Consider the following 25,635-nt stretch of genomic DNA (forward strand, 5'->3'; position numbering starts at 1 on the left):
CCGGCGCACCCTCCCGGGTCGCCGGCGTGCTCGTGTGGGCGGGGGATCCGATCGCTCAGGGCTCCCGAGTAGGGTCGGGACATGACCCTGGACCTCGAAGCGCTGTACATCGACCTGCACCGCCACCCCGAGCTGTCGTTCCAGGAGACGCGCACCGCGGGCGTGATCGCCCGCACGCTGGAGACGCTCGGGATCCCCTTCACCGAGGGCGTCGGCCGCACCGGCGTCGTGGCGACGCTCGCCAACGGCGACGGGCCGGTCGTCTGGTTGCGTGCCGACATGGACGGCCTGCCCGTCGCCGAGCGCACCGGCCTCGCGTACGCGAGCACGGCGCGCGGCGTCGACCCGCAGGGCGCGGACGTGCCGGTGATGCACGCGTGCGGCCACGACATGCACGTGACCGCACTCCTGGGTGCGCTGGAACGGCTCGTGGCGACCGCATCCGAATGGTCGGGAACGGTCGTCGCCGTCTTCCAGCCCGCCGAGGAGTTCGGCGCGGGCTCGAAGGCGATGATCGCCGACGGCGTGCTGGATCGTTTCCCGCGGCCCGACATCGTGCTCGGTCAGCACGTCACGCCCTTGCCTGCGGGGACGATCGGCGTACGACCCGGAACCCAGATGGCGGCGTCGGACGGGCTGACCGTCACCCTGCACGGACGCGGCGGCCACGGTTCGCGTCCCCACGCCACGATCGACCCGATCGTCATGGCCGCCGCGGCCATCATGCGCCTGCAGACGGTCGCCTCACGCGAGGTCGACCCGCGCGAGGTCGCCGTGGTCACGGTCGGATCGATCCACGCCGGACTCAAGCACAACATCATCCCCGCCGAGGCGACGCTGCAGCTCAGCCTCCGCTACGCGGACGACGGGATGCGGGAACGCGTGCTCGAACGGGTCGAGCGGATCGTCCGCGCCGAGGCCGATGCCTCCGGTGCCGAGGTACCTCCCACGATCGTCACCGACCACACGCTGCCGCCGACGATCAACGACGCCGACGCGACCGCCCGGCTGGCGGCGGCTTTCCGACGCGCCTACGGCGACGCGGCGGTCGTCGACCCCGGCATGTTCACCGGCAGCGAGGACGTCTCTTGGTTCGCGCGCGAGGCGGGCGTGCCGCTCGTGTTCTGGTTCTGGGGCGGCATCGACCCGGAGCTGTTCGCCCGCGCGAGCGCCGAGGGCACGATCGACCGCGACGTGCCGACGAACCACTCGCCCTTCTTCGCCCCGGTCCTTCATCCCACGATCGAGCGCGGCGTCGAGAACCTCGTCATCGCCGCGCGCGAGTGGCTGGGCTGACCCGAGCCACGGTCCGGCGCCGGGCTCAGGCGGCGCCGAGCTTGCCGTCGAGGGTCTCGGTCACTCGGTCGTAGATCTCCTTGAGCGTCTTGGCGAGGTCGGTGTAGGTCGCGGCTGACGTGATCAGATCCTTGATGAACTCGGCCAGCAGCGCAGCCCACTTGGCCGTCTTCGTCGCCGCTTGGCCAGCAATGACGGGCGCCGCCGTTCCGAGGGTCGCCGCGCCCAGAATCAGACTCTGGGCGATGAAACCGACGACATCGCTGATCACGTCGCGCACCATGTCGTGCACGGCCTTCACGATCGTCGAGAGCAGTTCGACCGCGACACCGACGCCCTGCGCGGCGGCCGACGCCGTGTGCAGCGTGCTCGCCATCGTGGCAAGGAACTTGCGGTACACGTCCATCGCGAAGCCCTGCAGGCCCTGCAGATCGCCGATGCTCGCGTTCAACTCGTTCGCTGCACCGTTGACCGCGGTCGACACGTTGCCCCAGGTCTGGGCGTAACTGCTGACCATCCTGTGATCACCGGTGAGCTGGTCGAGCCAGTCCTTCAGCGGCCAGAGATGCTCGAGCATCCACCCGACTCCGAGCGAGATCAGCCAGGAGATCGGATTGAGCACCGCATCCACGCCCGTCGCCACGACGGATGCTCCCGAGAGGGTGACGCCCACCCAGTCGCCGCTCATCAGACCGTTGGCCAGGTTGTACCCGTCTTCGAAGGGTCCGACGCCGTCCATCCAGCCCGGTGCCTCTGGAGCCACGATGAGCGAGTTCATGTTCGACGCTGCCGTGCTGGTCAACAGTCCGCCGTAGCCCACCGGAGTCATACCTGTACCACCCCGTCGAGACGGGCTTCCATGATGCGGATCGAGTCGATGTTCTCGCGTTCGCACGTCGCGAAATCCCGCGAGATCGTGCGAACGATGTCGGCTGATCGGCGCAGCAGCGCGCGCGTCGCGACGAGCGACGCGCCGGCCCCGGCACCCATGGCGTTCGTTGGCATCGCCGCCATGGCGCACATGATTCCGTACGCGTCTGCGCCGAGCGTCATGTAGGTGATTGCACCGATCGGGTCATCCAGCGAGTCGGCGATGCGGTCGATCTTCTGCGCGTGGCTCTCCAGCTGATCGCAATCGATGGCGATCTCGTAGCTCATCGGATCGTCCCCTCGTCGGGCCGATTGATTCGCGGTGCGTTGGCTTCCACCCCGTCGCGCAGATGGGCGACGGTCGGCGACTGCGGGCCGAGCGTCGCTTCGGCGAGGTCGACACTCGCCGTACTCGTGCGCCGATAGCCCTCGGCGACCGCGTCGAGCACGAGCGCCGAGAGTTCACGCGGCGTGAGATCGAAGGCGGAGTCGTCGAACCGGAGGTCGGTCAACCGACCGCTGACATCGACGGTGATCGATACCTCGCCCCTCGGCGAGCTCACCTCAGCGCTGAGCTCCGAGATCTGCGCAGCGAGAAGCTGCATCTCGTCAGCGTGAGCGGCCGCCTGCGCAACCTGCTCATCGATGCGCTGCAGTGCCTCGCGCACCTCTTCTGCTGCCGTCTGGTCCATGTGTCCCCCTCCTCCGACAGCGCCGATCGTACAGAGACAGCATCTGTCCTGGGCTGCCCTTGTGCATAAGCCGTGGTTCACACCGAGGAGCGCGGGGCACAATGTCCTCGTGACCGCTCCGGTGAACTATGCGCCCCTCTACGAGCCGCCCGCGCCCGTCGTGGACTGGAACCCTCTGGCGCAGATCGTGCAGATCTTCGCGGAGGACAACGGGTGGCCGTACTATCCGCTCGCCGTCGCTCAGCCGCTCCCCGGCACGATCTTCCGTGATCGGAACGGCAAGCCGCGCTTCATGCAACGTTCGGTCAACATCGTGCGCATCCCCGGACCGCCGCTGACCGAGATCGGCAACAGTTTCTACACCGAGATCGCGGTCGGCAACCAGTTCACGCAGAGCTGGGGCTACGTCGCCCTGGAGCTGGACACCGGGGCACCGCCTCTCGTGCTCGTGAACCAGCAGCTCGCTCCCCGCTCACCGCTGCCCTCACTCCCCGACGTCCGGCCCATGCCCTTCAAGAACCAGGACCGATTCCTGCTGTACGCCGATCCCGGCGCATTCGCGTGGGCGGACTGGCTGTTCGACGACGAGATGCAAGCGCTCCTGGACGACGGCACGCTCGGCTTCCATGTCGAGATCGCCGGCGGATCACTGTTCCTCTACGCGCCGCATCCGCTCGCCGTCCCCGACCCTGCCGTCTGGCAGCGGGTGCTCACCCTCATCAGCGCGCTGCGCGCCCGCCTGGGGGGCCGGCTCCCCGAGCCGAGCGCCCCCATCGCATCGCCCCGCCCACCCGTTCCGAACGAGCCCCCCTACGCGAGCGCACCGATCCCGGCCACAACGGACGGCAACGCGCCGATCCCTGAGCCGGCGGCACTCCCCATGCGCTCGAACGAACTCGCCGTCAACTTCCGGCGCACGTGGGTGGTGTGGGCTCTGGTTCTGGCCGGCGGCGTCGTGGCGGGCGGCGCATCGATCATCGTCTCCGCATTGCGCTGATCAATCGCGCCCGGCGCCCGCATCCGCCGTCGCACCGAGGGGGGCCGCCCGCCGCATCCGCCGGTCCAAGGCGCCGAGTCCTTTGTCGATGAGGACGTAGACGTACGCGACGACCTCGAGCGCGAGTGTGAGACCCACGATCCAGAGCACGACCCCGTCGACCCCGTTACGGTCGACGTTCATGAACGGGTACGGGTACTGACCCCCGCCGGCGAACCGACCGCCGGCGGCCCCGTAGATGAACGCGAACGCGAGGTACACGTACGGGATGAGCGTCCACAGGGGCGGATCGAACCACCGGCTGCGCCCCTTGGGCACGAACAGCAGCCAGTCGGCGATCGCCAGCGAGGGCGTGATGATGTGGATCAGGTTGTCGGTCAGCGTGAACGGCTGATACCCGTTGCCCTGGGTGTACGTCTCGGGCACGAGCACGATCAGATAGATCAGCATCGTCACCGTGATCGCGAAGGCCACGGCGAGCGAGAAGCGCGGGGAGGGCGTCGACGCACCGCGCGGTCCGTCCGCGCGAAGGTCGGCGATCGTGCGAACGACGAGGACCACCATCCAGACGAGGCAGAGCAGGTTGCTGAGCACCGTGTAATAGAGGAACTCGACGGGGCTGGGTCGTCCGTCCAGGATGCCGGTGACCCGCCCGATCCCCCACGCCATGAGGACCGCCGCGATGAGACGGTAGGCGAGGGCGACGCGGCGATCGGGCACATGCATGCGCTACATCGTAGGTCGGCGCCCGAGCCGCGGATGATCACGGAACGATGACGGCATGGCAAACACCCCTCGCTCGCGTTGCGCGGCCTGAGCGATCGGCGTAGTGTCGCGCGTCGTGGCAAACGACAGTGCCGAACCGGCGCCGGACTCCCCTATCGCGAAACGCCTGCTGATCGGGGACCCTCTCGCGTCCACGGATGCGGACGACCATCTCCTGCGCAAGCGCATGGCGCTGCCGATCTTCGCGTCCGACGCGCTGAGCTCCGTGGCCTACGCGCCGCAGGAACTGCTCATGATCCTGATGATCGGCGGGCTCTCGTTCCTGGCCTTCAGCCCATGGATCGCGGCGGCGGTCGTCGTGCTGCTCATCGTGGTGGTGCTCTCGTACCGCCAGCTCATCAAGGCGTACCCGTCGGGCGGCGGCGACTACGAGGTGGCGCGAACGAACCTGGGTGAGATCCCCGGCGTCATCGTCGCCTCGGCGCTGCTGGTCGACTACATCCTGACGGTCGCCGTCTCGGTCGCCTCGGGCGTCGACAACATCATCTCCGCGCTGCCGGGGCTGAACCCTTGGCGCATCGAGCTGGCGGTCGGCTTCGTCATCCTCATCGTGATCGTCAACCTCCGCGGCGTGCGCGAGGCCTCGCGCGCCTTCGCGCTGCCGACGTACATCTTCATCGGATCCGTCGCGCTCATGATCGTCACCGGCATCATCCGCATGATCCTCGGCGATGCGCCGGTCGCCTCCAGCGCCGCATTCTCCGTGCAGGCGGAGAGCCTCAGCCAGGCCGCCGTCATCCTGCTGATCCTCCGCGCGTTCTCCAGTGGCTGTTCCGCCCTCACCGGTGTCGAAGCGGTCTCGAACGGCGTGCCGGCCTTCCGCCGACCCAAAGTCCAGAATGCGCAGCGCACCCTCGTCGCGATGGGCGCCGTCGCCATCCTGCTCTTCTCCGGTCTGACCGTCCTCGCGCTCGTCTCCGGCGTGCATTACGCGGAGAACCCGTGCCACCTCATCGGATTCGACTGCACACAGCCGCAGCCGAGCCTCATGGCGCAGGTGGCGGCCGCCACCTTCGGGATGAACTCGGTGCCGTTCTTCATCATCCAGGCGGCCACCGCCTGCGTGCTGCTGCTCGCGGCCAACACCGCGTTCAACGGGTTCCCGCTGCTGGGCGCGGTGCTCGCGCGCGACGGATATGCCCCGAAGGCCATGAACACGCGCGGCGACCGCCTCGTGTTCTCCAACGGCATGATCCTGCTGGGGCTTGCGGCCATCGTCGTGCTCATCGCGTCCGAGGCGAATCTGACGACCCTCATCCAGCTGTACATCATCGGCGTGTTCGTCTCGTTCTCGCTCGGTCAGATCGGAATGGTGCGCCACTGGCGGCGAGAGCTCCAAGCGCTGAACCGGCTGCCCGCCGATGCACGCCAGCAGCACTCGGGTCGCTTCGAGCGACGCGAGATCATCTCGGGCCTGATCATCAACTCACTCGGTGCGGGGCTGACCGCGGCGGTGTTCATCATCGTCACGATCACGAAGTTCACGCACGGCGCCTGGCTCGTCTTCCTCGCGATCCCCGTGCTGTCGATCCTGATGATCGGCGTGCACCGCTACTACCGCGACGTCGAGCACGAGATCACCTACGACGACGAGACCCACTTCGGCGCCGCCGGTGACGTCGCCATCGTGCTGGTCGGGCGCCTGCAGAAGCCCGTCGCGAAGGCCATCGACTACGCCCTCGCCGCGCGCCACGACAAGACGATCGCCCTGCACGTCGCCGTCACCAAGGAGTCGGCGGATGCGGTGCAGAAGGAATGGGAGGACCACCGCCCTCCCGTGCCGCTCGTGATCGTCGAGTCGCCGTACCGCACCTATGCCCAGCCGGTCATCGCCTTCATCGAGAAGTACCGCGAGAAGCACGGACCGGCGGTCGTCACGGTCTACCTGCCGCAGTACATCGTCGGTCACTGGTGGGAGAGCTTCCTGCACAACCGCCGCGCCCGCCGCATCGCCCAGCAGCTCATGCTCGTGCACGGCGTCACGATCACCCTCGTGCCATGGCTGCTGGACTCGTCCGAGGTCATCTACGGCCGCCGCTCGAGGCCGCTCCCCGGTCAGGAACGTGCGGGACGCCCCACCACGCGCACCGTCCGCGTCGCGCGCCACGGCGAGGGCCAGAGCCGCAACTGACCCGCGCCCGCCGCGGCGGCCAGCACGTCCGCGGCGGCCGCGCTCAGGTCGGAGAATCGACCTGATGTCGGAGGTTTCACGCCGGAACCTCCGACATCCGCGGGTTTCTCCGACGCACGGGCGACGGATGCGGGGCCGCAGCCGCCGCGCCGGGCGCGGAGCCGGGCGCCCGCGGCACAACTAGCCTGGAGGGGTGAGCTCCTCCCCCCTCGACGCCGCCGCCCTGCGCGCCGACTTCCCGATCCTCGAGCAGAAGATCGGCGACGCGCCGCTCGTCTACCTCGACTCCGGCGCCACCAGCCAGAAGCCCCGCGCCGTGATCGACGCGGAGGTCGACTTCCTGCTGCGCGCCAACTCCGCTGTGCACCGGGGGGCGCACACCCTCGCCGCCGAAGCGACGGAGCTGTACGAGGACGCGCGCGCCCGGGTCGCGGGCTTCGTCGGCGCCGACGAGGAGACGCTGGTGTGGACCGGCGGGGCGACCCTCGCGCTCAATCTCGTCGCCTACTCGATCGGCAATGCGACCGCGGGGCGTGGATCCGCCGCATCCGCTGCCCTGGCGCTGCGCCCGGGCGACGAGATCGTCGTGACGGAGATCGAGCACCACGCGAACCTCATCCCGTGGCAGGAGCTCGCCGCGCGCACAGGCGCCGTGCTGCGCCACATCCCCGTGCATGACGACGGCACCCTCGATCTGGATGCGGCGGCCGCGCTCATCGGCGACCGCACACGCGTCGTGGCGTTAACGCACGTGTCGAACGTGTTGGGCATCGTGAACCCGGTCGCCGAGCTCGTCGCACTGGCGCACGGGGTCGGCGCGCTCACCGTCATGGATGCCTGCCAGTCCGCGCCGCACCTGGCGCTCGACCTGCCCGCGCTGGGCGTCGACCTCGCCGCGTTCTCCGGTCACAAGATGCTCGGCCCGTACGGCATCGGCGCGCTCTACGGGCGCCGCGAGGTGCTCGAGGCGCTGCCGCCGTTCCTCACCGGCGGGTCGATGGTCACGACCGTGACGAAGGATGCGGCCGAGTTCCTGCCGCCGCCGCAGAAGTTCGAGGCCGGCACGCAGCCCGTGTCGCAGACCGTCGCCCTCGCGGCGGCCGTCGACTACCTCGACGCGCTCGGCATGGAGGCGGTGCATGAGCACGAACGCATCATCGGGCGGCGCATGATGGCAGGGCTCAGGGACATCCCCGGCATCCGGCTGCTCGGCGACACCTCCGATGCCGACCGCGTCGGGATCGCGGCCTTCGACGTCGACGGTGTGCACGCGCACGATGTCGGCCAGTTCCTCGACGCCCGCGGCATCGCCGTGCGCGTCGGGCACCACTGCGCCAAGCCGCTGCACGCGCGGTTCGGGCTCACCGCATCCGTGCGGGCCTCCGCCTCGGTGTTCACGACCGACGCCGACGTCGACGCCCTGCTGGGCGCGGTCGGCGACGTGCGCGCCTACTTCGGAGCGGACGCATGAGCGGGCTCGACGGGCTCTATCAGGAGCTCATCCTCGACCACTCCAAGCATCCGCACGGCACGCCCATGGCGGAGGCCGAGGGGCGCACGGCGACGTCGCATCAGCGCAACCCGATCTGCGGCGATGAGATCGAACTGCGGGTGCGCCTGCACGACGACGGCACGGTGCGCGACGTGACCTTCACCGGCGCGGGGTGCTCGATCTCGCAGGCATCCGCATCCATGCTGGCATCGCTCGTCGACGACATCATCGACGAGGAGGGCTCCCTCACAGCGGATGCGGCCCGTGAGCGCATCGAGCGCTTCCGTGAGGCGCTGCGCTCTCGCGGAACCGTGGCGCTCGACGAGGAGACCTTCGGCGACGCCGCGGCGCTGTCCGGGGTGTCGAAGTTCACCGCCCGCGTCAAGTGCGCGATGCTCGCCTGGGTCGCCCTCGAGGACACCCTCGCCCGCGCCTGACCCCGGGTCCGACACGTCTGGGTGGCCCCTGCCCCCCTCATGCCCGAGTTGCGACGCATGTGCGCAGCCGCCACACCTTTGCGCAACAGGGACAGTCAATGACTGTGGCGGATGCGGAGAACTGTGGCGGATGCGGGCTGGCGACAGATGGAGACAGTGGCGGATCGCACCGCGCCACCAGCGGAGGTCCCGCTGGGCTGGGCGCTTCCTGGTGCCCGAGTTGCGACGCATGTGCGCAACCGCCACACCTTTGCGCAACAGCGACAGTCAATGACTGTGGCGGATGCGGAAAACTGTGGCGGATGCCCGCCTACCCCGCCGAGACAGCACCAACCCCGCCGAGACAGCACCGACCCCGCTGAGCGCGGACGGACCCCGCTGAGCGCGGGCTCGCCCCCGGTTCCGCACCGCGACGCACATGCGCAACCGCGCCACGTCTGCGCAAAAGCGCCCGTCGATGACGGGGGCGGATGCGGAGACGTGGCGCGGTCACGGACAGACTGCCCCGGCGAGCCCGAAGGCGCCGAGCACTGTCGGGGGAGTCCGGCGAGTCCTCAAGAGTGACCCGTGGGTCAGGCGGCGGAGCCTCCGGAGCGACCGCGGCCGCCGCGACGCCGGCGACGCGGTGCATCGGCCGAACCAGCGCCCGCACCCGCGGCGGAGCGCTCGGAGCCCGCACGACCGGATGCGGCATCGCCGCCCCGCGCGAGCGACTCGACCCAGGCGCGCTGCTGCTCGCTCACGGAGTCGCCGATCGTGCGTCCGCCGCGCGGCGCCACGTTCTCGGCCGTGTGGCCCTGGGGGCGTCCGGCGCGACGGTTCGGCGTGCGCTCGGCCGCGGCGCTGTGACGCGCCTCGGCGGGAGCGGCACCCCGGACGGGAGCATCCGTACGACCACCGGAACGACCTGAACCGGCAGCAGCGCCCGCGGAGCGACCGGCCGCGGCGCCCGAACGGCCTGCGCCGGCCGAGCGACCGGATGCGGCGCCCGAACGAGCCGGAGCGGCTCCCGGACGACCCGACGCGGCGCCCGAACGGCTCGTACCACCAGAGCGTCCCGACGCACCAGCCGAGCGCGAACCGCCGGAGCGGCCGCCCTGCGAGGGCGCGGTGACGGGCGACGGCTTCACCAGCGGCGCCGGCGCACCGACGAGCTCGGAGACGGCGGCGTGCGACGCGTCCACGCGCTCGAGGGGAGCGGAGATCGAGGCCTTGCGCAGCAGGTCGGCGAGGTCGCGACGCTGCGAGTCGAGCACGACGGTGACGACCGTGCCCTCGGCGCCGGCGCGCGCGGTGCGGCCGGAGCGGTGCAGGTACGCCTTGTGCTCGGCGGGCGGGTCGACGTGCACGACGAGCTCGACGTTGTCGACGTGCACGCCACGGGCGGCGACGTCGGTGGCGACGAGCACGCGCACGCCGCCCGCATCCGGATCCGCGCCGAAGGCGGCGAGATTGCGCTCACGCGCGTTCTGCGAGAGGTTGCCGTGCAGATCGACCGAGGGGATGCCGGCGGACGTCAGCTTCTTGGCGAGCTTCTTCGCCTGGTGCTTGGTGCGCGTGAAGAGGATGCGGCGGCCGTTTCCGGACGCGAGGCGCTCGACGAGATCGTTCTTGTCGTCGTCGGAGACGTGGAAGACCCGGTGGGTCATCGCGGCTGCGGGGACGCTGGACTCGTCGACCTCGTGGCGCACCTCGTTCTGGAGGAACTTGCGCACCAGGGTGTCGACGCCGCGGTCGAGCGTGGCGCTGAAGAGCAGTCGCTGGCCACCGGTCGGCGTCGCGCCGAGGATGCGCGTGACGCCCGGGAGGAAGCCCAGGTCGGCCATGTGGTCGGCCTCGTCGAGCACGGCGACCTGCACGCGGTCAAGGCGGATGACGCCCTGCTTCATGAGGTCTTCGAGGCGACCGGGGCAGGCCACGACGATGTCGACGCCGGCGCGCAGCGCCTGCTCCTGCGGCTTCTGGCTGACGCCGCCGAAGATGGTGGTGACGTTCAGACCCACGGCGGCCGCGAGCGGCGCGAGGGTCGCGGCGATCTGCGTCGCGAGCTCACGGGTGGGGGCGAGCACGAGGCCGGTCGGACGACCGGCGGTGCGCGAGACGCCTGTGAGGCGCGCCACCATCGGCAGCGAGAACGCGATCGTCTTGCCGCTGCCGGTGCGGCCGCGGCCCAGCACGTCGCGACCGGCGAGCGCGTCGGGCAGGGTGTCCTGCTGGATGGGGAACGGCTCGGTCTTGCCCGAGGCGGCGAGGACGGAGGCGAGCGGCGCGGGCACGCCGAGATCAAGGAAAGAAGGCATGAAGAAGTGCTTTCGGATGAGGCGATCGATCGTGATCGCAAGACGGGGCGACGGCGCGGATTCGCGCATCGGTTCGCCGCTCGAGAAGAGGGCCCAGCGCCCGGAGGCGGAGCACGCGTATCGACGACGCAGCCGCCCGAAGGCGACACACAACCCTAACACCGGCGGATGCGGGTGCATTCCGCATCCGGCAAGCGCCGGTCTTCTCACGGTCCTCCCGCCCGGAAAGACAGGACCGGGCCGGCGGCCGATGCCGCCGCAGCCCGGTCCGTCGTCCGCCGTCTCAGCCGCCGAGCACCTCGCGCTCGAGGCGAGCGTAGCTGGCCTCCATGCCCTCGGTCATGCCGGTCGCGAGCACCATGTCGCGCGTGGCCGCATCCGGATACTCGATGAGGAGGGTGAGCAGCGTCGCGCCGTCCTCCTCGTAGAGCGAGAGGTCGTTCGTGGTCGAGGGGAAATCGGTCCCCGTCATGTGCTCGGTCGTCACCCAGCGCCGCTCGGGCACGACGAGCTGCGTCTGCCCGTCGAAGCCGAACGGCTCGCCGACGACACCCGCGCCGGGCGCCCACGCGTAGAGGTAGTCGCCGCCGGCGACGAGGTCGATCTCGCACGTCGTCATGGTCCAGCCGTCGGGGCCGAGCAGCCACCGCCGGACGAGTTCGGGCTCGGTGTGCGCCCGCCAGACGACGTCGCGCGGACCGTTGATGAGCCGGGTGATGCGCACGTGCTGATCGCCGAGGATCCCGGTGCGCGTGCCCTTGCCCTCGGCGTACGCCCGCAGCTCCTGCAGCACCGCGTCGAGCTGGTTGAACGCGAGGGTGGAACCCTCGACGGCGCCCATCGCGATGACCTGTTCGAGCGCCTCGATCGAGTCGAAGTGCGAGACGTTCGTCAGACGCGAGCCGGTCTCGGTCGGCGCGAAGGTGAAGGTCATGTGCTGCACCGGCATCCCCTCGACGGGAACGCCGTCCGCATCCGTGAACATGTCACGCACCTCGAACATCAGGGGCTCGTCGATCGCCACGAACTCCCACGCCCCGCTGTACGGCTCGCCCTGAGGACTGGTCATCGTGTAGCGCGCGGTGCCGCCGACGGCGAAGTCGAACACGGTGAAGGACGCGGGATATCCGGGCGGGCCCCAGAAGCGCTCCAGCTGACGCGGGTCGGTGAGGGCACGCCAGAGGCGTTCGACGGGGGCGTCGACATCGGCGACGAGCGTCATGGTGAGCGCTTCGGGGTCGTGCGTGACGGCGGTGACGGGCATGGGATCTCCAGGTGGGTTCGGCGGATGCGGCCGGTGCCGCGTCCGGGTCAGGGCTCTTCGGCGAGCAGATCGTCGAGGCGGGAGATGCGCGATCGCCAGAGCTGCTCGTACTCGGCGAGCAGCAGGCGGGCGCGGGCGATCATTGCGGGATCGGCGCTCACGAGCCGCTCCCTTCCTTCGGCGCGCTTGGTGACCAGGCGCGCGGTCTCGAGCACGGCGACGTGCTTCTGGACGGCCGCGAACGACACGTCGTACACGGCCGCGAGGGCGGAGACCGACTGCTCGGCCTCGATCGTGCGCCGCAGGATGTCGCGACGCGTGCGATCGGCGAGGGCCCGGAAGATCCGGTCCACCTCGGCGTCGCTGAGTTCCGTTTGTACAACCATTTGGTTGCACGTTAGCGTGCGGATGCGGGCGACGCAAGAGGTGGGTGTCCGCAGCGCAGGCGACCTCCGAGCGCGCCCGAGCTCCTGCAGAACCGGCGTGACGGGCGGGATGAGCCGCAGCCCGGCGGATTCTGCAGGAGTTCGGCTCGCGGCGGCTCAGCAGACGCGTCGCCGCGCGTGGAGCCGCAGCTCCGCCGCCGCGTCAGAGGTTACCGTCGAAGGCCTCCGCCTCGGCCTCCCCCTCGGCGCTCACGAGGAGGCTGCTCACCCCTCCGTGTCGTCGTATGCGTCGGGGAAGACGCGCCCCTCGGGTCCGGACTCCGGCAACCAGTAGGGCAGCGCGCCCGGCGCCTCCCACACCTCGGTCAGGAAGTCCGCGAACGACGGTGCGACCACCGGCCACTCGCCCGCGACGCCGTGGAGCTCGTGGAAGCTGTCGTAGACCCGGCCACCGCGCGGCACGGACATGTCGACGGTGAGGTGATCTCCACCGGGAGTGCGGGCGATCAGATACGCGGCCCGGCTCACCGCATCCGCTTCGACCGGGTCGCCGACGATGAGCGGATTCGCGGGGACGACCTCGTCCGGCGGCAGGACGGTCAGCTCGCGAGCCTGCCCGGCGAACAGCACGGCTCCCCCGCAGCCTTCGTAGAACTCCCTCACCCCGTCGGGAAGGCGCTCGTCGTCCCGACGGGCGAGCGGGAGCGAGACCGGCGGCAACACCACGCAGTCCGCGCGCAGTCGTGCGTGCTCCAGCAGTTCGGCGATGTCCACGCATCCATTCTCCGGCGCGAGACGCGGGAAGATCCGCAGCGTGGCCGCGCGACTCGGAGGTCCCGCGCGACTACCGACGCCGCATCCGGGTGTCCGAACTCCTGCAGAATCCGCCTCGCGGTCGTTCGGAGGCGACGCACGCCCCGTTCTGCAGGAGTTGCGCACGACACCGACTTGGGGACGCCGGGCACGCGGGCCCTGCTCACCACGTGCGTCGTGCCGCGCGAGCCGGCATCCGAGCACCCCGCACGGTTGACGCCGCATCCGCCGCACCCCTAACCTCGGAGGGCTGTGCCTCATCCGGTGCGGCATCAGCCGAGGAGACCGACCCATGCACGCACGCGAAGGCCTGCGTCAGAACGCGGCCCTGCAGCTTTTCTCGAAGCGCAGCGGCCGCTACGAGTCGTACCCTCCGGCGCGCAGCATGTGACGATTTCGTCCCACGCCCCGCACCGAAAGGTCCGGGGCGTTTTCTTTCCGCGGGGAGAACACCCGGACCGGCTGGTCCATCCCACGCAAGGAAAGGAATCATGGAGAAGCTCTCCGCACGGCTCGTGTCGTGGGCGAGCCTGATCGACGACAAGACCCTCGATCAGGCGCGCACCTCGTCACGGATGCCGTTCATCCACCCGCACATCGCGCTGATGCCCGACGCGCACCTGGGCAAGGGCGCGACCGTCGGCTCGGTCATCCCGACGCTCGGCGCGATCATGCCGGCGGCCGTCGGTGTCGACATCGGATGCGGGATGATCGCCGTCCGCACCCAGTTCGGGCTCTCGCAGCTCGCCGACCGCGACCTCGCGCCGCTTCGCGAGGCGATGGAGCGGGCGATCCCCCTCTCGGCCGGCCACGACAACCGCAAGGTCGTCGCCACCGCCGCGCCGCGGATCGCGGAGCTCGAGGAGAAAGCTGCCGCATCCGGCTTCGACCCGGCCTCGTACGTCGGCCACTGGCGACTCCAGCTCGGATCGCTCGGGTCGGGCAACCACTTCATCGAGATCTCGGTCGACGAGCTCGACCGCGTCTGGATGTTCCTGCACTCGGGCTCGCGCGGCATCGGCAACAAGATCGCCACGCACCACATCGCGGTCGCGCAGCGGCTGGCGAAGCAGTGGTGGATCGACCTGCCCGACCCCGACCTCGCCTACCTGGTGGAGGGCACGCCCGAGTTCGCGCGGTACATCCGCGAGCTGCAGTGGGCGCAGCACTTCGCTCTGCTGAACCGCGAGGAGATGATGGACCGCGTCGCGCGCCAGCTCGGCGAGTTCCTCGGCGAGGACGTCGTCGAGCACGAGCGGATCAACTGCCACCACAACTTCACGCAGCCCGAGCGCCATTTCGGTAAAGAGGTGTGGGTGTCGCGCAAGGGTGCGATCCAGGCGGATGCGGGCCGGCTCGGCCTCATCCCCGGGTCGATGGGCACGGCGTCGTACGTCGTCGAAGGGCTCGGCAACCCGGTCTCGCTCAACTCGTCGCCCCACGGCGCCGGTCGCGAGTACTCCCGTTCCGCCGCGCGCCGCACGTTCTCGCACGACCAGCTGCGGGAGGCGATGGTCGGCATCGAGTTCCGTGACACGGACGCCTTCGTCGACGAGATCCCGCAGGCCTACAAGCCGATCGACCGGGTGATGACGGATGCGGAGGAGCTCGTGTCGATCCGGCACTCGCTGCGCCAGCTCGTCAACGTGAAGGGCGACTGACCCGATCAGCCCCGCTCGCCTGTCACAGATCGCGCGTTCCGCGTCGATCTGTGACAGGCGAGCCGGGGGTGCGGCAGTCGGGCATGCGCCGGTCGGCCGCGAACCACGTGCACGAACTCCTGCAGAATCCGCATGCCCGGCCCGCGAACACCACGGACGGCACGTTCTGCAGGAGTTGGGCCGCGCCGGACCGCCGGACCGGACCGCAGGCGACCACCGGCCCGCCGGCCCGCACCCCGGTGAGCCGCGCCCGCAACTAGACTGAGCAGGTCCGGCACCCCGATCCCTGGAGCTCAGCCGCGTGACCACTTCCGCCACCGCCTCGCGTCCTGCCGCCGATACCGTCGAGAACGCTCGAGCCACGCCCGAACGCGAGCAGCCGTACGCCGCTCTGGGCCTCAAGCCCGACGAGTACGACCGCATCCGCGAGATCCTCGGCCGTCGCCCCACCAGCGGCGAGCTGGCCATGTACTCGGTCATGTGGAGCGAGCACTGCTCGTACAAGTCGAGCAAGATCTACCTCCGCCAGTTCGGCCAGAAGGTCACCGACGAGATGCGCGAGCGGCTCATGGTCGGCATGGGCCAGAACGCGGGCGTCGTCGATGTGGGCGAGGGCTGGGCGGTGACCTTCAAGGTCGAATCGCACAACCACCCCAGCTACATCGAGCCCTTCCAGGGGGCCGCCACCGGTGTCGGCGGCATCGTGCGCGACATCATCTCGATGGGGGCGCGCCCGGTGGCCGTCATGGACCAGCTCCGCTTCGGCGCGATCGACAACCCCGACACGGCCCGCGTCGTCCACGGCGTCACGAGCGGCATCTCTTTCTACGGCAACTGCCTGGGCCTTCCGAACATCGGCGGCGAGACCGTCTTCGACAGCGTGTATCAGGGCAACCCGCTCGTGAACGCCCTCGCGGTGGGTGTGCTGCGCCACGAGGACCTCAAGCTCGCCGACGCGACAGGCCCCGGCAACAAGGTCGTGCTCTTCGGCGCCCGCACCGGTGGCGACGGAATCGGCGGTGCCTCCATCCTCGCCTCCGACACGTTCGCCGACGGCGGCCCGACCAAGCGCCCTGCCGTGCAGGTGGGCGATCCGTTCGCAGAGAAGGTGCTCATCGAGTGCTGCCTCGAGCTCTACCGCGACGAGCTCGTGGAGGCCATCCAGGACCTCGGCGCCGCCGGCATCTCCTGCGCGACGAGTGAGCTGGCGGCGAACGGCGGCTCCGGGATGCGGGTCGACCTCGAGAAGGTTCTCCTGCGCGACCCCTCGCTGACTCCCGAAGAGATCCTCATGTCGGAGTCGCAGGAGCGGATGATGGCGATCGTCGCCCCCGAGAAGCTCGACGCCTTCCTCGCCGTCGTCGATAAGTGGGAGGTCGAGACGAGCGTGCTCGGCGAGGTCACCGGCGACGGCCGCCTCGCGATCTTCTGGCACGGCGAGCAGATCGTCGACGTGGACCCCTCGACCGTCGCCGTCGACGGCCCCGTGTACGAGCGTCCGGTCGCCTATCCGACGTGGATCGACGCCCTGCAGGCGGACTCCGCATCCGCTCTGGCGCGTCCGACCGACGCGGCGGCGCTGCGCGAGCAGTTCCTGCAGCTGCTCGGGAGCCCCAACCTCGCCGACACGTCGTGGATCACGAACCAGTACGACTACTACGTGCTCGGAAACACCGCGCTGAGCTTCCCCGACGACGCCGGCATGATCCGCGTCGACGAGGAGTCGGGCCTCGGCTTCGCGATCGCCACCGACGCGAACGGGCGCTTCTGCCAGCTCGACCCGTACCAGGGCGCGAAGCTGGCCCTCGCCGAGGCGTACCGCAACGTCGCCGTCACAGGCGCCACTCCCACCGCCGTCACCGACTGCCTCAACTTCGGCAGCCCCGAGAACCCCGAGGTCATGTGGCAGTTCTCGCAGGCCGTCGAGGGCCTGTCCGACGCGTGCCTCGAGCTCGGCATCCCCGTGACCGGCGGCAACGTCAGCTTCTACAACCAGACCGGCGACGTCCCGATCCACCCCACCCCCGTGGTGGGCGTCATGGGCATCATCGACGACGTCGCCCGCCGCATCCCGAGCGGCTGGCAGGATGCCGGCGAGAACCTCTACCTGCTGGGCGTCACGGCCAACGAGCTGAGCGGCTCGGCATGGGCCCAGGTCGTGCACGACCACCTCGGCGGCCGTCCGCCGGCGGTCGACCTCGCCGCCGAGAAGCGTCTTGCCCAGTTGCTGCGCGCCGCCGGCGACCAGGGACTCATCTCCAGCGCCCATGACCTCTCGGAGGGCGGCCTCGGGCAGGCCCTCGCCGAGGGCGTCATGCGCTTCGGCGTCGGGGCGCGCGTCTGGCTCACCGAGATCATGGAGCGCGACGGGGTGGATGCCGCATCCGCCCTCTTCTCCGAGTCGACCGGTCGCGTCATCGTCAGCGTGCCGCGCGAGGAGGACGTGAAGTTCCGGGGACTGTGCAACGGGCGCGACTACCCCGTGCTGCGCATCGGTGTCACCGATTCCGGCGACGGCGAGTCGGTGCTCGAGGTGCAGGACGTGTTCACCCTGTCGGTCTCCGAGCTGCGGGAGCGCTCGCGTGCGACGCTGCCCGCCGTGTTCGGCCCGACGGTGACCGAGGACGCCTGATGAACGACGACGAGGAGTACGAGGGCTTCGCCGACAAGCGCCAGATGCGCATGAAGGTCGTCGCCTGGGTGGCCATCATCGCCCTCGTGCTCGTCGGTGGCGGCTCGACCGTCCTCGCTCTGCTCTTCGGCTGAAGCGGATCGGCGCGGTCCGTTCGGGCGGGGCTCTGCGTGCTTCTACCGCGACATCTGCACGACTCGTGGTGCGGACGTGAACTCGAGAGACGCATGAGGCGGCATCCGTGGCGTTCGCCGTGCAGACGTCGGTCCGCCCGCCGTGCACACGCCGACCCGCCGGCCGCGTCGACCGGGCCGACGGAGCCGCCCACCCCGGCTGTGCCTGCATCCGCCGCTTTCCCTCGGCCGTCCGTCCTGTCGCGCCGTAGCATGGAGATGTGGGACCCCTGCTCGAGTTCCTCGCGGTCTGGTGGTGGACCGCCCCCGCTGCGGCGGGTGCCGGCACCGTCGGATACGTCGCGGCGACGACCGGGCGGCGCCGGGCGCGTCGTCTGGCGCTGGATGCGGCCCGACACCAGGAGCAGCACGCGGTCCGTGAACTGCTCAGTGCCCGAGCCCGCACACGTGCCGCGCAGGCCGAGGTTCAGGCCGCTCGCGCCACCCGCAGCGCCTCGCACTCCGAGGCGCGCCGCGCGCTGAACCAGGCGCGCGAGGCGCAGCGCACCGCGACGCTGCTGCTGCGCGCCGCGCGCACGCGGGTGAAGGCGGAACGCGCGCAGCTGGCTGCCCGCGACGCCGAACTCCCGCTGGCGCGGATCGTGCGCGAGCACGACGCGATCGCCGCGCGCTGGCTCGAGTACGAGACCGACGTGGAGCTCGCGATCGCGGTGCCGCAGATGAGCGATCCCCACCACCCGGCGACGGCCGCCTACCTGCAGGCGATGCAGCGGGCGCAATGGCTGCGCCCGCCGAGCGGCGCGACGCGCATGGATCCCGCGGACTTCGTGGCCTACGCCGCGGCGGTCCGTGAGCTGAACGAAGCGTTCGCCGCCGCCGAGACCGCCGCCCTGCGGGCCTCCGCGGAGCGTGGGCGTCGGCGCACCGAGGTTCCGCCGCGCGGAAGCGCTGCCGCATCCGAGACGCCACGCGTCATCCGCACCGAGCCCCTGCCACCCGCGCCGGAGACGCCGAGGCATGCGCCGCGAGACCAGGAGTCGCCGGGGACGACGGAGCGCGTCGTTCGTGCGGTGTGGCCCGTGCCGCGCCGCAGCGGCGACACCGGTCGCGAGCCTCGCTCCTGAGCCGGCGGGAGAACCCGTTCCGCCGTCAGCGCGGCAGCGTCAGGATCTCCGCGCCGGTCTCCGTGATGGCGATCGTGTGCTCGGTGTGGGCCGTGCGGCATCCGGTGGCGCTGCGCAGCGTCCAGCCATCGTCATCCGTCACGAGCTGATCCGTGTCGACCATGACCCACGGCTCGAGCGCGAGCAGCAGGCCCGGACGCAGCACGAAGCCGCGCCCCGGGCGCCCGGCGTTGGGAACGTGCGGGTCCTGGTGCATCGTGGTACCGATGCCGTGGCCACCGAACTCGACGTTCACGGAGTAACCGGCCTGCTTGAGCACCGTGCCGATCGCGCGGGACAGATCGCCCACCTTGGCGCCGGGCTTCGCGGCCGCGATACCCGCGGCGAGCGCACGCTCGGTCGCCTCGATCAGCGCGACGCTCTCGGCGGGGCGGGCCTCGCCGACGATGAAGCTCACCGCCGCATCCGCGGAGATGCCGTCGAGCGTGACGGCGAGGTCGAGGGTCAGCAGATCGCCGTCGGCGACGCGCTCGTCATGCGGCATGCCGTGCAGGACGGCGTCGTTGACCGCCGTGCAGATGTAGTGGCCGAAAGGCCCACGGCCGAACGAGGGCGCGTAGTCGACGTAGCACGAGACGGCACCGGCGCCGAGGATCATCTCTTTCGCCCAGGCATCGATCTCGAGCAGATTGGTGCCGGGCACGACGCGCGAGCGGATCGTGTCGAGGATCTGACCGACGAGAGCGCCCGTCCGGCGTGCGCGGTCGACCTCGGCGGGCGTGAAGATCTCGATCATGGCAGTAACCATTCTCCATGGTCGCCGCCGTGGCCCGGTCATCGGCCTCTCGCTCGACGGACTCCGGGCGGATGCGGCCGGCGCAGCGCCGGGGACACGGCGAGCTCCCGCCTCCTGACCCACGATCGGCCCGCCCCGGCTCCTAACATGGAGAAGTGGACCAGCTGTTCGCGTTCCTCCAGCACAACTGGTGGCTCGCCTTCCCTCTCATCGGCGTCGCCGGCGGCGCCGCCCGCGCGTGGGAGCGAGGCGCGAAGCGGCGGCACGAGAGGCGGCTCGAACTCATCCGCGCCAGAAGCGGAGCGATCCCGCAGGCGCCCGTCGAGCCACGACCGGAGCCGACGGCGTCCGCACTCGAACGCACTCTCGCCGAGCACGACGCGACCACAGCGCGCTGGCTCGAGTACGAGCTCGACGTCACGAAGATGATCGCCTACCCCGCCATGAGCGACGGGCGCCAGGAGCTCACGGCCGCGTTCCTGCGCGCCAAGCGTGTCGCGGATCGGATGCGGCCAGCATCGGCGGATGCCAAGATCTCCGCGGCCGAGTTGACCGCGTATCAGAACGCCGTCACCGACTACGAGGTGGCTTTCGACGTCGCCGAACGCGAGGCGCGACGCGTACGCGACGCCGGGTTCACGCCATCCGAACGCAAGCGCCTCGACACGGCTCAACAGCTGCTCTCCGTCGCGGTGGACGAGGCGGCGACCCCCGCCGAGCGCCAGCTCGCGTACCGGCGTGTGCGCGAAGAGCTCGACGGATTGATCTCCCTCTCCGATGCGGCGATCGACGAACTCGAGCGACGCGTCGCCCTCGAGCTGCCGGCGACCGCCGCCCGGGACGAGCCGGCGGGTTCTGAAGCCGGGCCGCCGTCATCAGCGCCCGGATCGGATGAAGAGGGGCACCGACGCGAACCGCCGATGCCCCCGGGCCCCCGCGACGCCCCCCAGCAACGCTCACGTCCGTAACGCAGGCCACGTCGTCCCAGGCAGACCGCCTAACGTGGACGCAGTCCAAAGATATACCACGTCCATCTTTCACTTCAGGAGCCATGCCCGAGTCACTGCGCGCACGCAAGAAGCGCGACACCGAGAACGCGATCGAGATCGCGGCCGTCGAGCTCGCCCTCGAGCGCGGCCACGCGAAGGTCACGGTCGCCGACATCTGCACGCGCGCCGACGTGTCGCGCAGTACGTTCTTCAACTACATGAGCTCCCGCGAGACAGCGCTCTTCGGCCGCTCGCTGCACCTGCTTCCGGCCGAGCAGGCCGCCGTCATCATCGAGATGTCGGCGGACGTCCCGCTCACCACGGCGGTCTTCCGCCTGATCATCGCCTCGATCGGGCATGCGCAGATCAACGCGGTGGTGGCGGAGGGACGCAATCGGATGCTGCTGGAGCAACCCGACACGCAGGCCGCGATCCTCGCGCCCTTCCTGTCGCTGACCACGGAGCTGACGGCGTTCCTCGTGCCGTGGCTCGCGGCGCATCCGGAGCGCCGGAGGCTCGCCGACACCGACACGTCGATCATGCGCGAGGCGTCGCTGACGGTGCTCGTCGCCGTCTCCGCGTTCCAGTCGCTCATCTCCGACACCACGGGCACGGGCGACGTGGAAGCCACGGAGGCCGCGTTCCGCGATTCGGTCCGCAAGCTCGCCCTCCTCGCCGAGGAGAGCGCTCACTGAGAACCAGAACGCGCGGAAGGCAAGAGCGCGTCGAACGCAAGGACGCACTGAACGCCAGAACGCGCCGCACCCCGGAGGATGCGGCGCGTTCGGCGACGATCGTCAGGACGTCAGTGCGTCCACCCACGCCTGGTTCTCGGCGATCCAGTCGGCGACCGCCGGGGCGTAGTCGTTGCCGCTGCCACCGGAGTTGAACATCGCATCCTCGAGCGAGTAGAGGGTGTCGTTGTCCATCTTGAACGACGAGAGCCAGTCGTTCACCTCGGGGAAGTCGTCCTTGAAGTTCGACGACGTCACCGTGTGAATGCCCTCGGCGTCACCGAGCAGGCCGTCCGGGTCCTCGAGGTCCTTGAGCGGGAAGGCGTTGTAGGCCCAGTGCGGACGCCACAGGGTCACGGCGATGTCCTTGCCCGCATCCGTCGCCGCCTGGAGCTCGGTGAGCATCGCCGGCGTCGAGGAGGTCACGAAGTCGAGTCCTTCCAGGCCGTAGCCGGGGATGACCTCGTCCTGCGTGACGGTCACGAGACCCGATCCGGCCTCGATGCCGACGAGACGGTTGCCGAAGACATCGGCGTTGTCGGCGAGCTCGGTGAGCGAGTCGATGGGAGCATCCTCGTTGACGGCGATCGTCAGCTTGGCCTCATCGTTCCAGGCGCCGAGGTCGACCAGGTCGTCGCCGTAGGTCTCCATGTACTGGGCGTGGGTCAGCGGCAGCCAGGTGTCCAGGGTCAGGTCGTAGTCGCCGTTCGCGATACCGGTGTAGACCGCTGCCGGGTCCGCGTACTCCAGCTCGACCTCGTAGCCCTGCTCCTCGAGCACGTTCTTCCACAGCTCGGACGCGGCGATGCCCTCGTCCCAGCCGTTGAAGACGGCGATCGTGATGGGGCGATCGCCCGATCCTTCGCCCGCATCGCCGGCGGCCGAGCAGCCGGTCAGGGCGAGGGCGGCCACGCCCGCGAGGGCGATGCCCACGGTCAGGTTCTTCTTGGTGACAGTCATCTGCAGTCCTCTCCGTCCGCGTGCTGTCGCGGACAAGGTCGGTACGGCACGTCGAGTGTCGACGGCCGCTCGCGAGTGATGAGCTCGCAAGTCTCGGATGGGTGGGCGCGCGCTCAGGCCGCGCGGGCGAGCTCGCGGCGTCGGCCGAGGAGCGCGCGCTTCGGGCGGGGGCCCGCGAAGCTCGAGGTGACGCGGTCGAGGATCATCGCGATGATCACGACGGCGAGACCCGCCTCCACACCCAGCGCGATGTCGATCCGGCTCAGCGCCTGCACGATCTGACCGCCGAGGCCGCCCGCTCCGACCATGCCGGCGATGACGACCATCGACAGGCTGAGCATGATGACCTGGTTCACGCCGGCCATGATGCTCGGAAGCGCGAGGGGCAGCTGGATCTGACGAAGGATGCGGCCGGGCGACGCTCCGAAGGCATGGCCGGCCTCCACGACCTCAGTGTCCACGCCGCGGATGCCGAGCTCCGTCAGTCGCACACCCGGAGACATCGCGAAGACGATGGTGGCGACGATGCCGGGCACGGGTCCCACGCTGAACATGATCAGGGCGGGGATCAGGTAGACGAAGGCGGGCATCGTCTGGAGGAAGTCGAGCACGGGTCGCACGACGGCGGAGACGCGATCGCTGCGAGCGGCCCAGATGCCGAGGGGAAGCGCGATGGCGACCGCGATCACGGCGGCGATGATCACCAGCGCGAGGGTGTCCATGGCCGCATCCCACTGATCGATCGTGACGATCAGCAGGAGCCCGATCGCCGTGCCCAAGGCGAGCTTCCACCCCTTCGCGAAGAACGCGAGCGCGACGAAGACGACGATGATCACCCAGAACGGCGGACCGGACAGCACCGTGTCGAGCCCGTCGTAGAGGGCGCGGAAGGCGACGCTGATCCCGTCGAAGAGCCACGAGAAGGTCTTGATGATCCAGCGGACGGCGGTCTCGACGACATCGCCGAGAGGAAGGCGGAAGAGATCGTTCATCGGGCACCTCCCGTGCTCGTGGCGGCGGGTTCGTCGACGACGGCGAGCGTCTCGGTGAGCACGCTCGCCGGCACGGATGCGGGCACGTCGATGATCGGGTTCTCCCGCGTGACGGCGGGAACGTTGCCGAGGGCTGCGAGCAGGGTGACGCGGGGGATCACGCCCACGAGGCGCTGGCGCTCGTCGACCACGGCGACGGGGTAGGGCGACTCGACCGAGTGCTCGACGACATCCGTCAGCGGGTCGTCGGGTCCGACGACCTGCTGCGCGCGCTGCACGATGCGGCGGAGGTCGGTCTCGCCCGCCTTGACCGCGCGGATCACGGCGCGGTCGGTCACGGCGCCGATGTAACGGCGGTTCTCGACGACGGCCACCGCTCCCGCCTGCAGGTCACGCATGACGCGCAGGGCGCCCCGCATCCCGGCCGACACGGGCGTCGTCGCCTGCGGCGGCGCCATCACGGACGAGGCGGTCAGCACGCGCGCACGGTCGACGTCCTGCACGAACTGGGCGACGTAGTCGTTCGCCGGATCGGTGAGGATCTCCTCCGGGGTGCCGTTCTGCACGATGCGCCCGTCGCGCATGACGGCGATGCGGTCGCCGAGGAACATGGCCTCGTTGAGGTCGTGGGTGATGAAGACGATCGTGCGACCGAGCTCCTGCTGCAGCTCGATGAGCTGCTCCTGCATCTCGCGGCGGATGAGGGGATCGAGAGCCGAGAACGCCTCGTCCATGAGCAGGATGTCGGTGCCGGAGGTGAGGGCGCGGGCGAGGCCGACGCGCTGGCGCATTCCGCCGGAGAGCTCACCGGGCATCGCGTCGACGCGGTCGCCGAGGCCGACCTTGTCGAGGATCTCGCGGGCGCGCTCGCGGCGCTCCTGCGTGCCGATGCCCTGGATCTCCAGCGCGTACGCGGCGTTGTCGAGCACCGTGCGGTGCGGCAGGAGCGCGAAGTGCTGGAACACCATCGAGATCGACGAGCGTCGGATGCGGCGCAGCTGCGCGGCCGAGGCCGTCGTCACGTTCTGACCCTGCACGAGCACCTCGCCGGCGCTCGGGGGCAGCAGTCCGTTGAGCATCCGGATGATGGTGGACTTGCCGGAGCCGGAGAGGCCCATGATCACGAAGATCTCGCCCGGGTCGACGGTGAAGCTCGCGTCGATCACCGCGGCCGTGCCGCGGTCCGAAACCTCGGCTCGGGTCTTGCCCGCGCGCAGCTGCTCGATGACGGACTTGGGATTCTTGCCGAAGACCTTGAACAGGTTCCGCGCCTCAATGGCATGTTCGACACTCACGTGGATTGCACCTCGGCAGTCCGGTGCACAGACTGCATCGGTCACGCCCGGGTGGACGACCACGGGCGGTCGCGTCGGGAGGCGCAACACGCACGGGCTCCGGGCATAGGGCCCGGGCACGGTCGCCGACCGTACGCTCGCCGACGCGCTCCCGGAGGGGCATCAGGCGACCGCGGACTGGTCGTGGGGCCCGGCGACGGGCCTTTTCCAACGTGTCATGCGTTTTCGGGGTTCGCAAGTCGGCCCCCGCGCTTGCCGCATCCGACCGGCCACGCTACCGCGCCCGCGTGATATCAGACGTCGCGCGCGGACGCACGTGCGGTGTGGCTACCGCTCCGCGCGGGCACGTCGTGGGAGTACGTTCACACCATGTACCGCATCCCCGCCGGCGAGACGTTCTCCTTTCTACGTGGGCGGTCACTCGACCAACTGTGCTTCGGGCGCCATCAGCTGATCATGCGCTTCGACGAGGGCCTCTACGTATCCGTGGAAGGTCAGTTGGGCGTGCAGCCGGCTGACTCTGAGGAGACCGTGGTCGACGACACCCGCGACGCTGCCGCAACTCTCGTGACCGCGCTGGGAACTCTCGTCAGGGATGTTGTCGTCGACGACGATCGCAGCTTCTCGATGACATTCGAGGGAGGCCTGCGCGTTCGCGTCATCGACAGCTCGGACGAGTACGAATCGTTCCAGATCGGGCACGGACGGAGCGTCTTCATCGTCTGATGACCGGGACGCGCGCCCGGGAGCTCCGGCCCCGGACGATCATCCGCCGCGCTGCGGCGACGGCAGAGCGCGGGCACCCCGCGACTTGACACGCCCACTTCCGTCGTTGCATGGTTAGTTAGTCAAGT

At 70.0% G+C, this 25,635-nt stretch carries 24 protein-coding genes; 12 read left to right on the forward strand and 12 right to left on the reverse strand.

All coding sequences use genetic code 11. The features are described from left to right. Positions 1 to 81 precede the first annotated feature (81 nt). Positions 82 to 1,296 (forward strand): amidohydrolase, encoded by a 1,215-nt coding sequence (locus tag EHF32_RS12065; protein ID WP_137418413.1) that lies wholly within the window; start codon positions 82 to 84, stop codon positions 1,294 to 1,296. Between the two features lie 25 nt (positions 1,297 to 1,321). Here EHF32_RS12065 and EHF32_RS12070 read toward each other — a convergent pair whose 3' ends face one another. The 3 genes from EHF32_RS12070 to EHF32_RS12080 are packed head-to-tail and all read right to left on the reverse strand — an operon-like array spanning position 1,322 to position 2,858. Next, the gene (locus EHF32_RS12070; protein WP_137418414.1) at positions 1,322 to 2,125 is read right to left on the reverse strand and encodes a hypothetical protein; all 804 of its coding nucleotides are present in this window, start codon (positions 2,123 to 2,125) and stop codon (positions 1,322 to 1,324) included. Then, the gene (locus EHF32_RS12075; RefSeq protein WP_137418415.1) at positions 2,122 to 2,454 is read right to left on the reverse strand and encodes a hypothetical protein; all 333 of its coding nucleotides are present in this window, start codon (positions 2,452 to 2,454) and stop codon (positions 2,122 to 2,124) included. Before EHF32_RS12075 ends, EHF32_RS12070 begins: the two co-directional genes overlap by 4 nt. Further along, complete coding sequence (locus EHF32_RS12080; protein ID WP_137418416.1) at positions 2,451 to 2,858, reverse strand: YbaB/EbfC family nucleoid-associated protein; 408 nt, start codon at positions 2,856 to 2,858, stop codon at positions 2,451 to 2,453. Before EHF32_RS12080 ends, EHF32_RS12075 begins: the two co-directional genes overlap by 4 nt. 109 nt (positions 2,859 to 2,967) lie before the next feature. On the opposite strand from EHF32_RS12080, the gene EHF32_RS12085 reads away from it, so the two are divergent. After that, positions 2,968 to 3,855, forward strand: a complete 888-nt coding sequence (locus EHF32_RS12085; RefSeq protein WP_137418417.1) for a hypothetical protein — start codon at positions 2,968 to 2,970, stop codon at positions 3,853 to 3,855. On the opposite strand, the gene EHF32_RS12090 is transcribed toward EHF32_RS12085, so the two are convergent. After that, positions 3,856 to 4,581: a Pr6Pr family membrane protein gene (locus EHF32_RS12090; protein WP_137418418.1), complete on the reverse strand. Its 726-nt coding sequence runs from the start codon at positions 4,579 to 4,581 to the stop codon at positions 3,856 to 3,858. A 226-nt stretch (positions 4,582 to 4,807) separates the two neighbouring features. On the opposite strand from EHF32_RS12090, the gene EHF32_RS12095 reads away from it, so the two are divergent. The 3 genes from EHF32_RS12095 (at position 4,808) to sufU (ending at position 8,701) form a co-directional block, all read left to right on the forward strand. Then, a complete protein-coding gene (locus EHF32_RS12095; RefSeq protein ID WP_238343851.1) occupies positions 4,808 to 6,772 on the forward strand; it encodes an APC family permease in 1,965 nt (654 codons plus the stop codon). Positions 6,773 to 6,965: 193 nt separating this feature from the next. Next, positions 6,966 to 8,243, forward strand: coding sequence for an aminotransferase class V-fold PLP-dependent enzyme (locus EHF32_RS12100; RefSeq protein ID WP_137418419.1), 1,278 nt, complete (start codon positions 6,966 to 6,968; stop codon positions 8,241 to 8,243). After that, positions 8,240 to 8,701 carry a Fe-S cluster assembly sulfur transfer protein SufU gene (sufU, locus tag EHF32_RS12105; protein ID WP_137418420.1) on the forward strand — a complete coding sequence of 154 codons (462 nt, stop codon included), beginning with the start codon at positions 8,240 to 8,242 and terminating at the stop codon, positions 8,699 to 8,701. Before EHF32_RS12100 ends, sufU begins: the two co-directional genes overlap by 4 nt. 572 nt (positions 8,702 to 9,273) lie before the next feature. Here the strand turns inward: sufU and EHF32_RS12110 are convergent. From EHF32_RS12110 to EHF32_RS12125, 4 genes are all read right to left on the reverse strand, one after another. After that, positions 9,274 to 11,001 (reverse strand): DEAD/DEAH box helicase, encoded by a 1,728-nt coding sequence (locus tag EHF32_RS12110; protein ID WP_137418421.1) that lies wholly within the window; start codon positions 10,999 to 11,001, stop codon positions 9,274 to 9,276. A 283-nt stretch (positions 11,002 to 11,284) separates the two neighbouring features. Beyond that, positions 11,285 to 12,265 carry an SRPBCC family protein gene (locus tag EHF32_RS12115; protein ID WP_137418422.1) on the reverse strand — a complete coding sequence of 327 codons (981 nt, stop codon included), beginning with the start codon at positions 12,263 to 12,265 and terminating at the stop codon, positions 11,285 to 11,287. 47 nt (positions 12,266 to 12,312) lie between these two features. Beyond that, positions 12,313 to 12,651, reverse strand: coding sequence for an ArsR/SmtB family transcription factor (locus tag EHF32_RS12120; RefSeq protein WP_137418423.1), 339 nt, complete (start codon positions 12,649 to 12,651; stop codon positions 12,313 to 12,315). 264 nt (positions 12,652 to 12,915) lie between these two features. Beyond that, positions 12,916 to 13,425 (reverse strand): SMI1/KNR4 family protein, encoded by a 510-nt coding sequence (locus EHF32_RS12125; RefSeq protein WP_137418424.1) that lies wholly within the window; start codon positions 13,423 to 13,425, stop codon positions 12,916 to 12,918. Positions 13,426 to 13,955: 530 nt separating this feature from the next. Here EHF32_RS12125 and EHF32_RS12130 point away from each other — a divergent pair. The 4 genes from EHF32_RS12130 (at position 13,956) to EHF32_RS12140 (ending at position 19,015) form a co-directional block, all read left to right on the forward strand. Continuing rightward, positions 13,956 to 15,125, forward strand: coding sequence for an RtcB family protein (locus EHF32_RS12130; RefSeq protein ID WP_137418425.1), 1,170 nt, complete (start codon positions 13,956 to 13,958; stop codon positions 15,123 to 15,125). Between the two features lie 301 nt (positions 15,126 to 15,426). After that, the gene (purL, locus tag EHF32_RS12135; protein ID WP_137418426.1) at positions 15,427 to 17,757 is read left to right on the forward strand and encodes a phosphoribosylformylglycinamidine synthase subunit PurL; all 2,331 of its coding nucleotides are present in this window, start codon (positions 15,427 to 15,429) and stop codon (positions 17,755 to 17,757) included. Then, positions 17,757 to 17,891, forward strand: a complete 135-nt coding sequence (locus tag EHF32_RS16195) for a hypothetical protein (RefSeq protein ID WP_267955117.1) — start codon at positions 17,757 to 17,759, stop codon at positions 17,889 to 17,891. The genes purL and EHF32_RS16195 overlap by 1 nt, the downstream gene beginning before the upstream one ends. A 260-nt stretch (positions 17,892 to 18,151) precedes the next feature. Continuing rightward, positions 18,152 to 19,015: a hypothetical protein gene (locus EHF32_RS12140; protein WP_137418427.1), complete on the forward strand. Its 864-nt coding sequence runs from the start codon at positions 18,152 to 18,154 to the stop codon at positions 19,013 to 19,015. A gap of 25 nt (positions 19,016 to 19,040) precedes the next feature. On the opposite strand, the gene map is transcribed toward EHF32_RS12140, so the two are convergent. Continuing rightward, positions 19,041 to 19,811, reverse strand: a complete 771-nt coding sequence (gene map, locus EHF32_RS12145) for a type I methionyl aminopeptidase (RefSeq protein WP_137418428.1) — start codon at positions 19,809 to 19,811, stop codon at positions 19,041 to 19,043. Positions 19,812 to 19,966: 155 nt separating this feature from the next. Between map and EHF32_RS12150 the strand changes: the two genes are divergently transcribed. Together EHF32_RS12150 and EHF32_RS12155 are read left to right on the forward strand one after the other, a co-directional pair. After that, complete coding sequence (locus EHF32_RS12150) at positions 19,967 to 20,779, forward strand: hypothetical protein (RefSeq protein ID WP_238343700.1); 813 nt, start codon at positions 19,967 to 19,969, stop codon at positions 20,777 to 20,779. Positions 20,780 to 20,862: 83 nt separating this feature from the next. Continuing rightward, complete coding sequence (locus EHF32_RS12155; protein WP_137418429.1) at positions 20,863 to 21,495, forward strand: TetR/AcrR family transcriptional regulator; 633 nt, start codon at positions 20,863 to 20,865, stop codon at positions 21,493 to 21,495. A gap of 102 nt (positions 21,496 to 21,597) precedes the next feature. On the opposite strand, the gene EHF32_RS12160 is transcribed toward EHF32_RS12155, so the two are convergent. The 3 genes from EHF32_RS12160 to EHF32_RS12170 all read right to left on the reverse strand — a co-directional run bounded on the left by EHF32_RS12160 (position 21,598) and on the right by EHF32_RS12170 (position 24,781). After that, the gene (locus EHF32_RS12160; protein ID WP_137418430.1) at positions 21,598 to 22,494 is read right to left on the reverse strand and encodes a glycine betaine ABC transporter substrate-binding protein; all 897 of its coding nucleotides are present in this window, start codon (positions 22,492 to 22,494) and stop codon (positions 21,598 to 21,600) included. 113 nt (positions 22,495 to 22,607) lie between these two features. Continuing rightward, on the reverse strand, positions 22,608 to 23,486 hold the full coding sequence (locus EHF32_RS12165; RefSeq protein WP_137418431.1) for an ABC transporter permease: 879 nt from the start codon (positions 23,484 to 23,486) through the stop codon (positions 22,608 to 22,610). Beyond that, positions 23,483 to 24,781, reverse strand: a complete 1,299-nt coding sequence (locus EHF32_RS12170; protein ID WP_137418432.1) for a quaternary amine ABC transporter ATP-binding protein — start codon at positions 24,779 to 24,781, stop codon at positions 23,483 to 23,485. The genes EHF32_RS12165 and EHF32_RS12170 overlap by 4 nt, the downstream gene beginning before the upstream one ends. A gap of 369 nt (positions 24,782 to 25,150) precedes the next feature. Between EHF32_RS12170 and EHF32_RS12175 the strand changes: the two genes are divergently transcribed. Continuing rightward, a complete protein-coding gene (locus tag EHF32_RS12175; protein WP_137418433.1) occupies positions 25,151 to 25,507 on the forward strand; it encodes a DUF6188 family protein in 357 nt (118 codons plus the stop codon). Positions 25,508 to 25,635 lie beyond the last annotated feature (128 nt).

Origin of the sequence: Microbacterium sp. RG1 (assembly GCF_005347485.1) — a bacterium.
In the GTDB taxonomy this organism is placed as follows: Bacteria; Actinomycetota; Actinomycetes; order Actinomycetales; family Microbacteriaceae; genus Microbacterium; species Microbacterium binotii_A.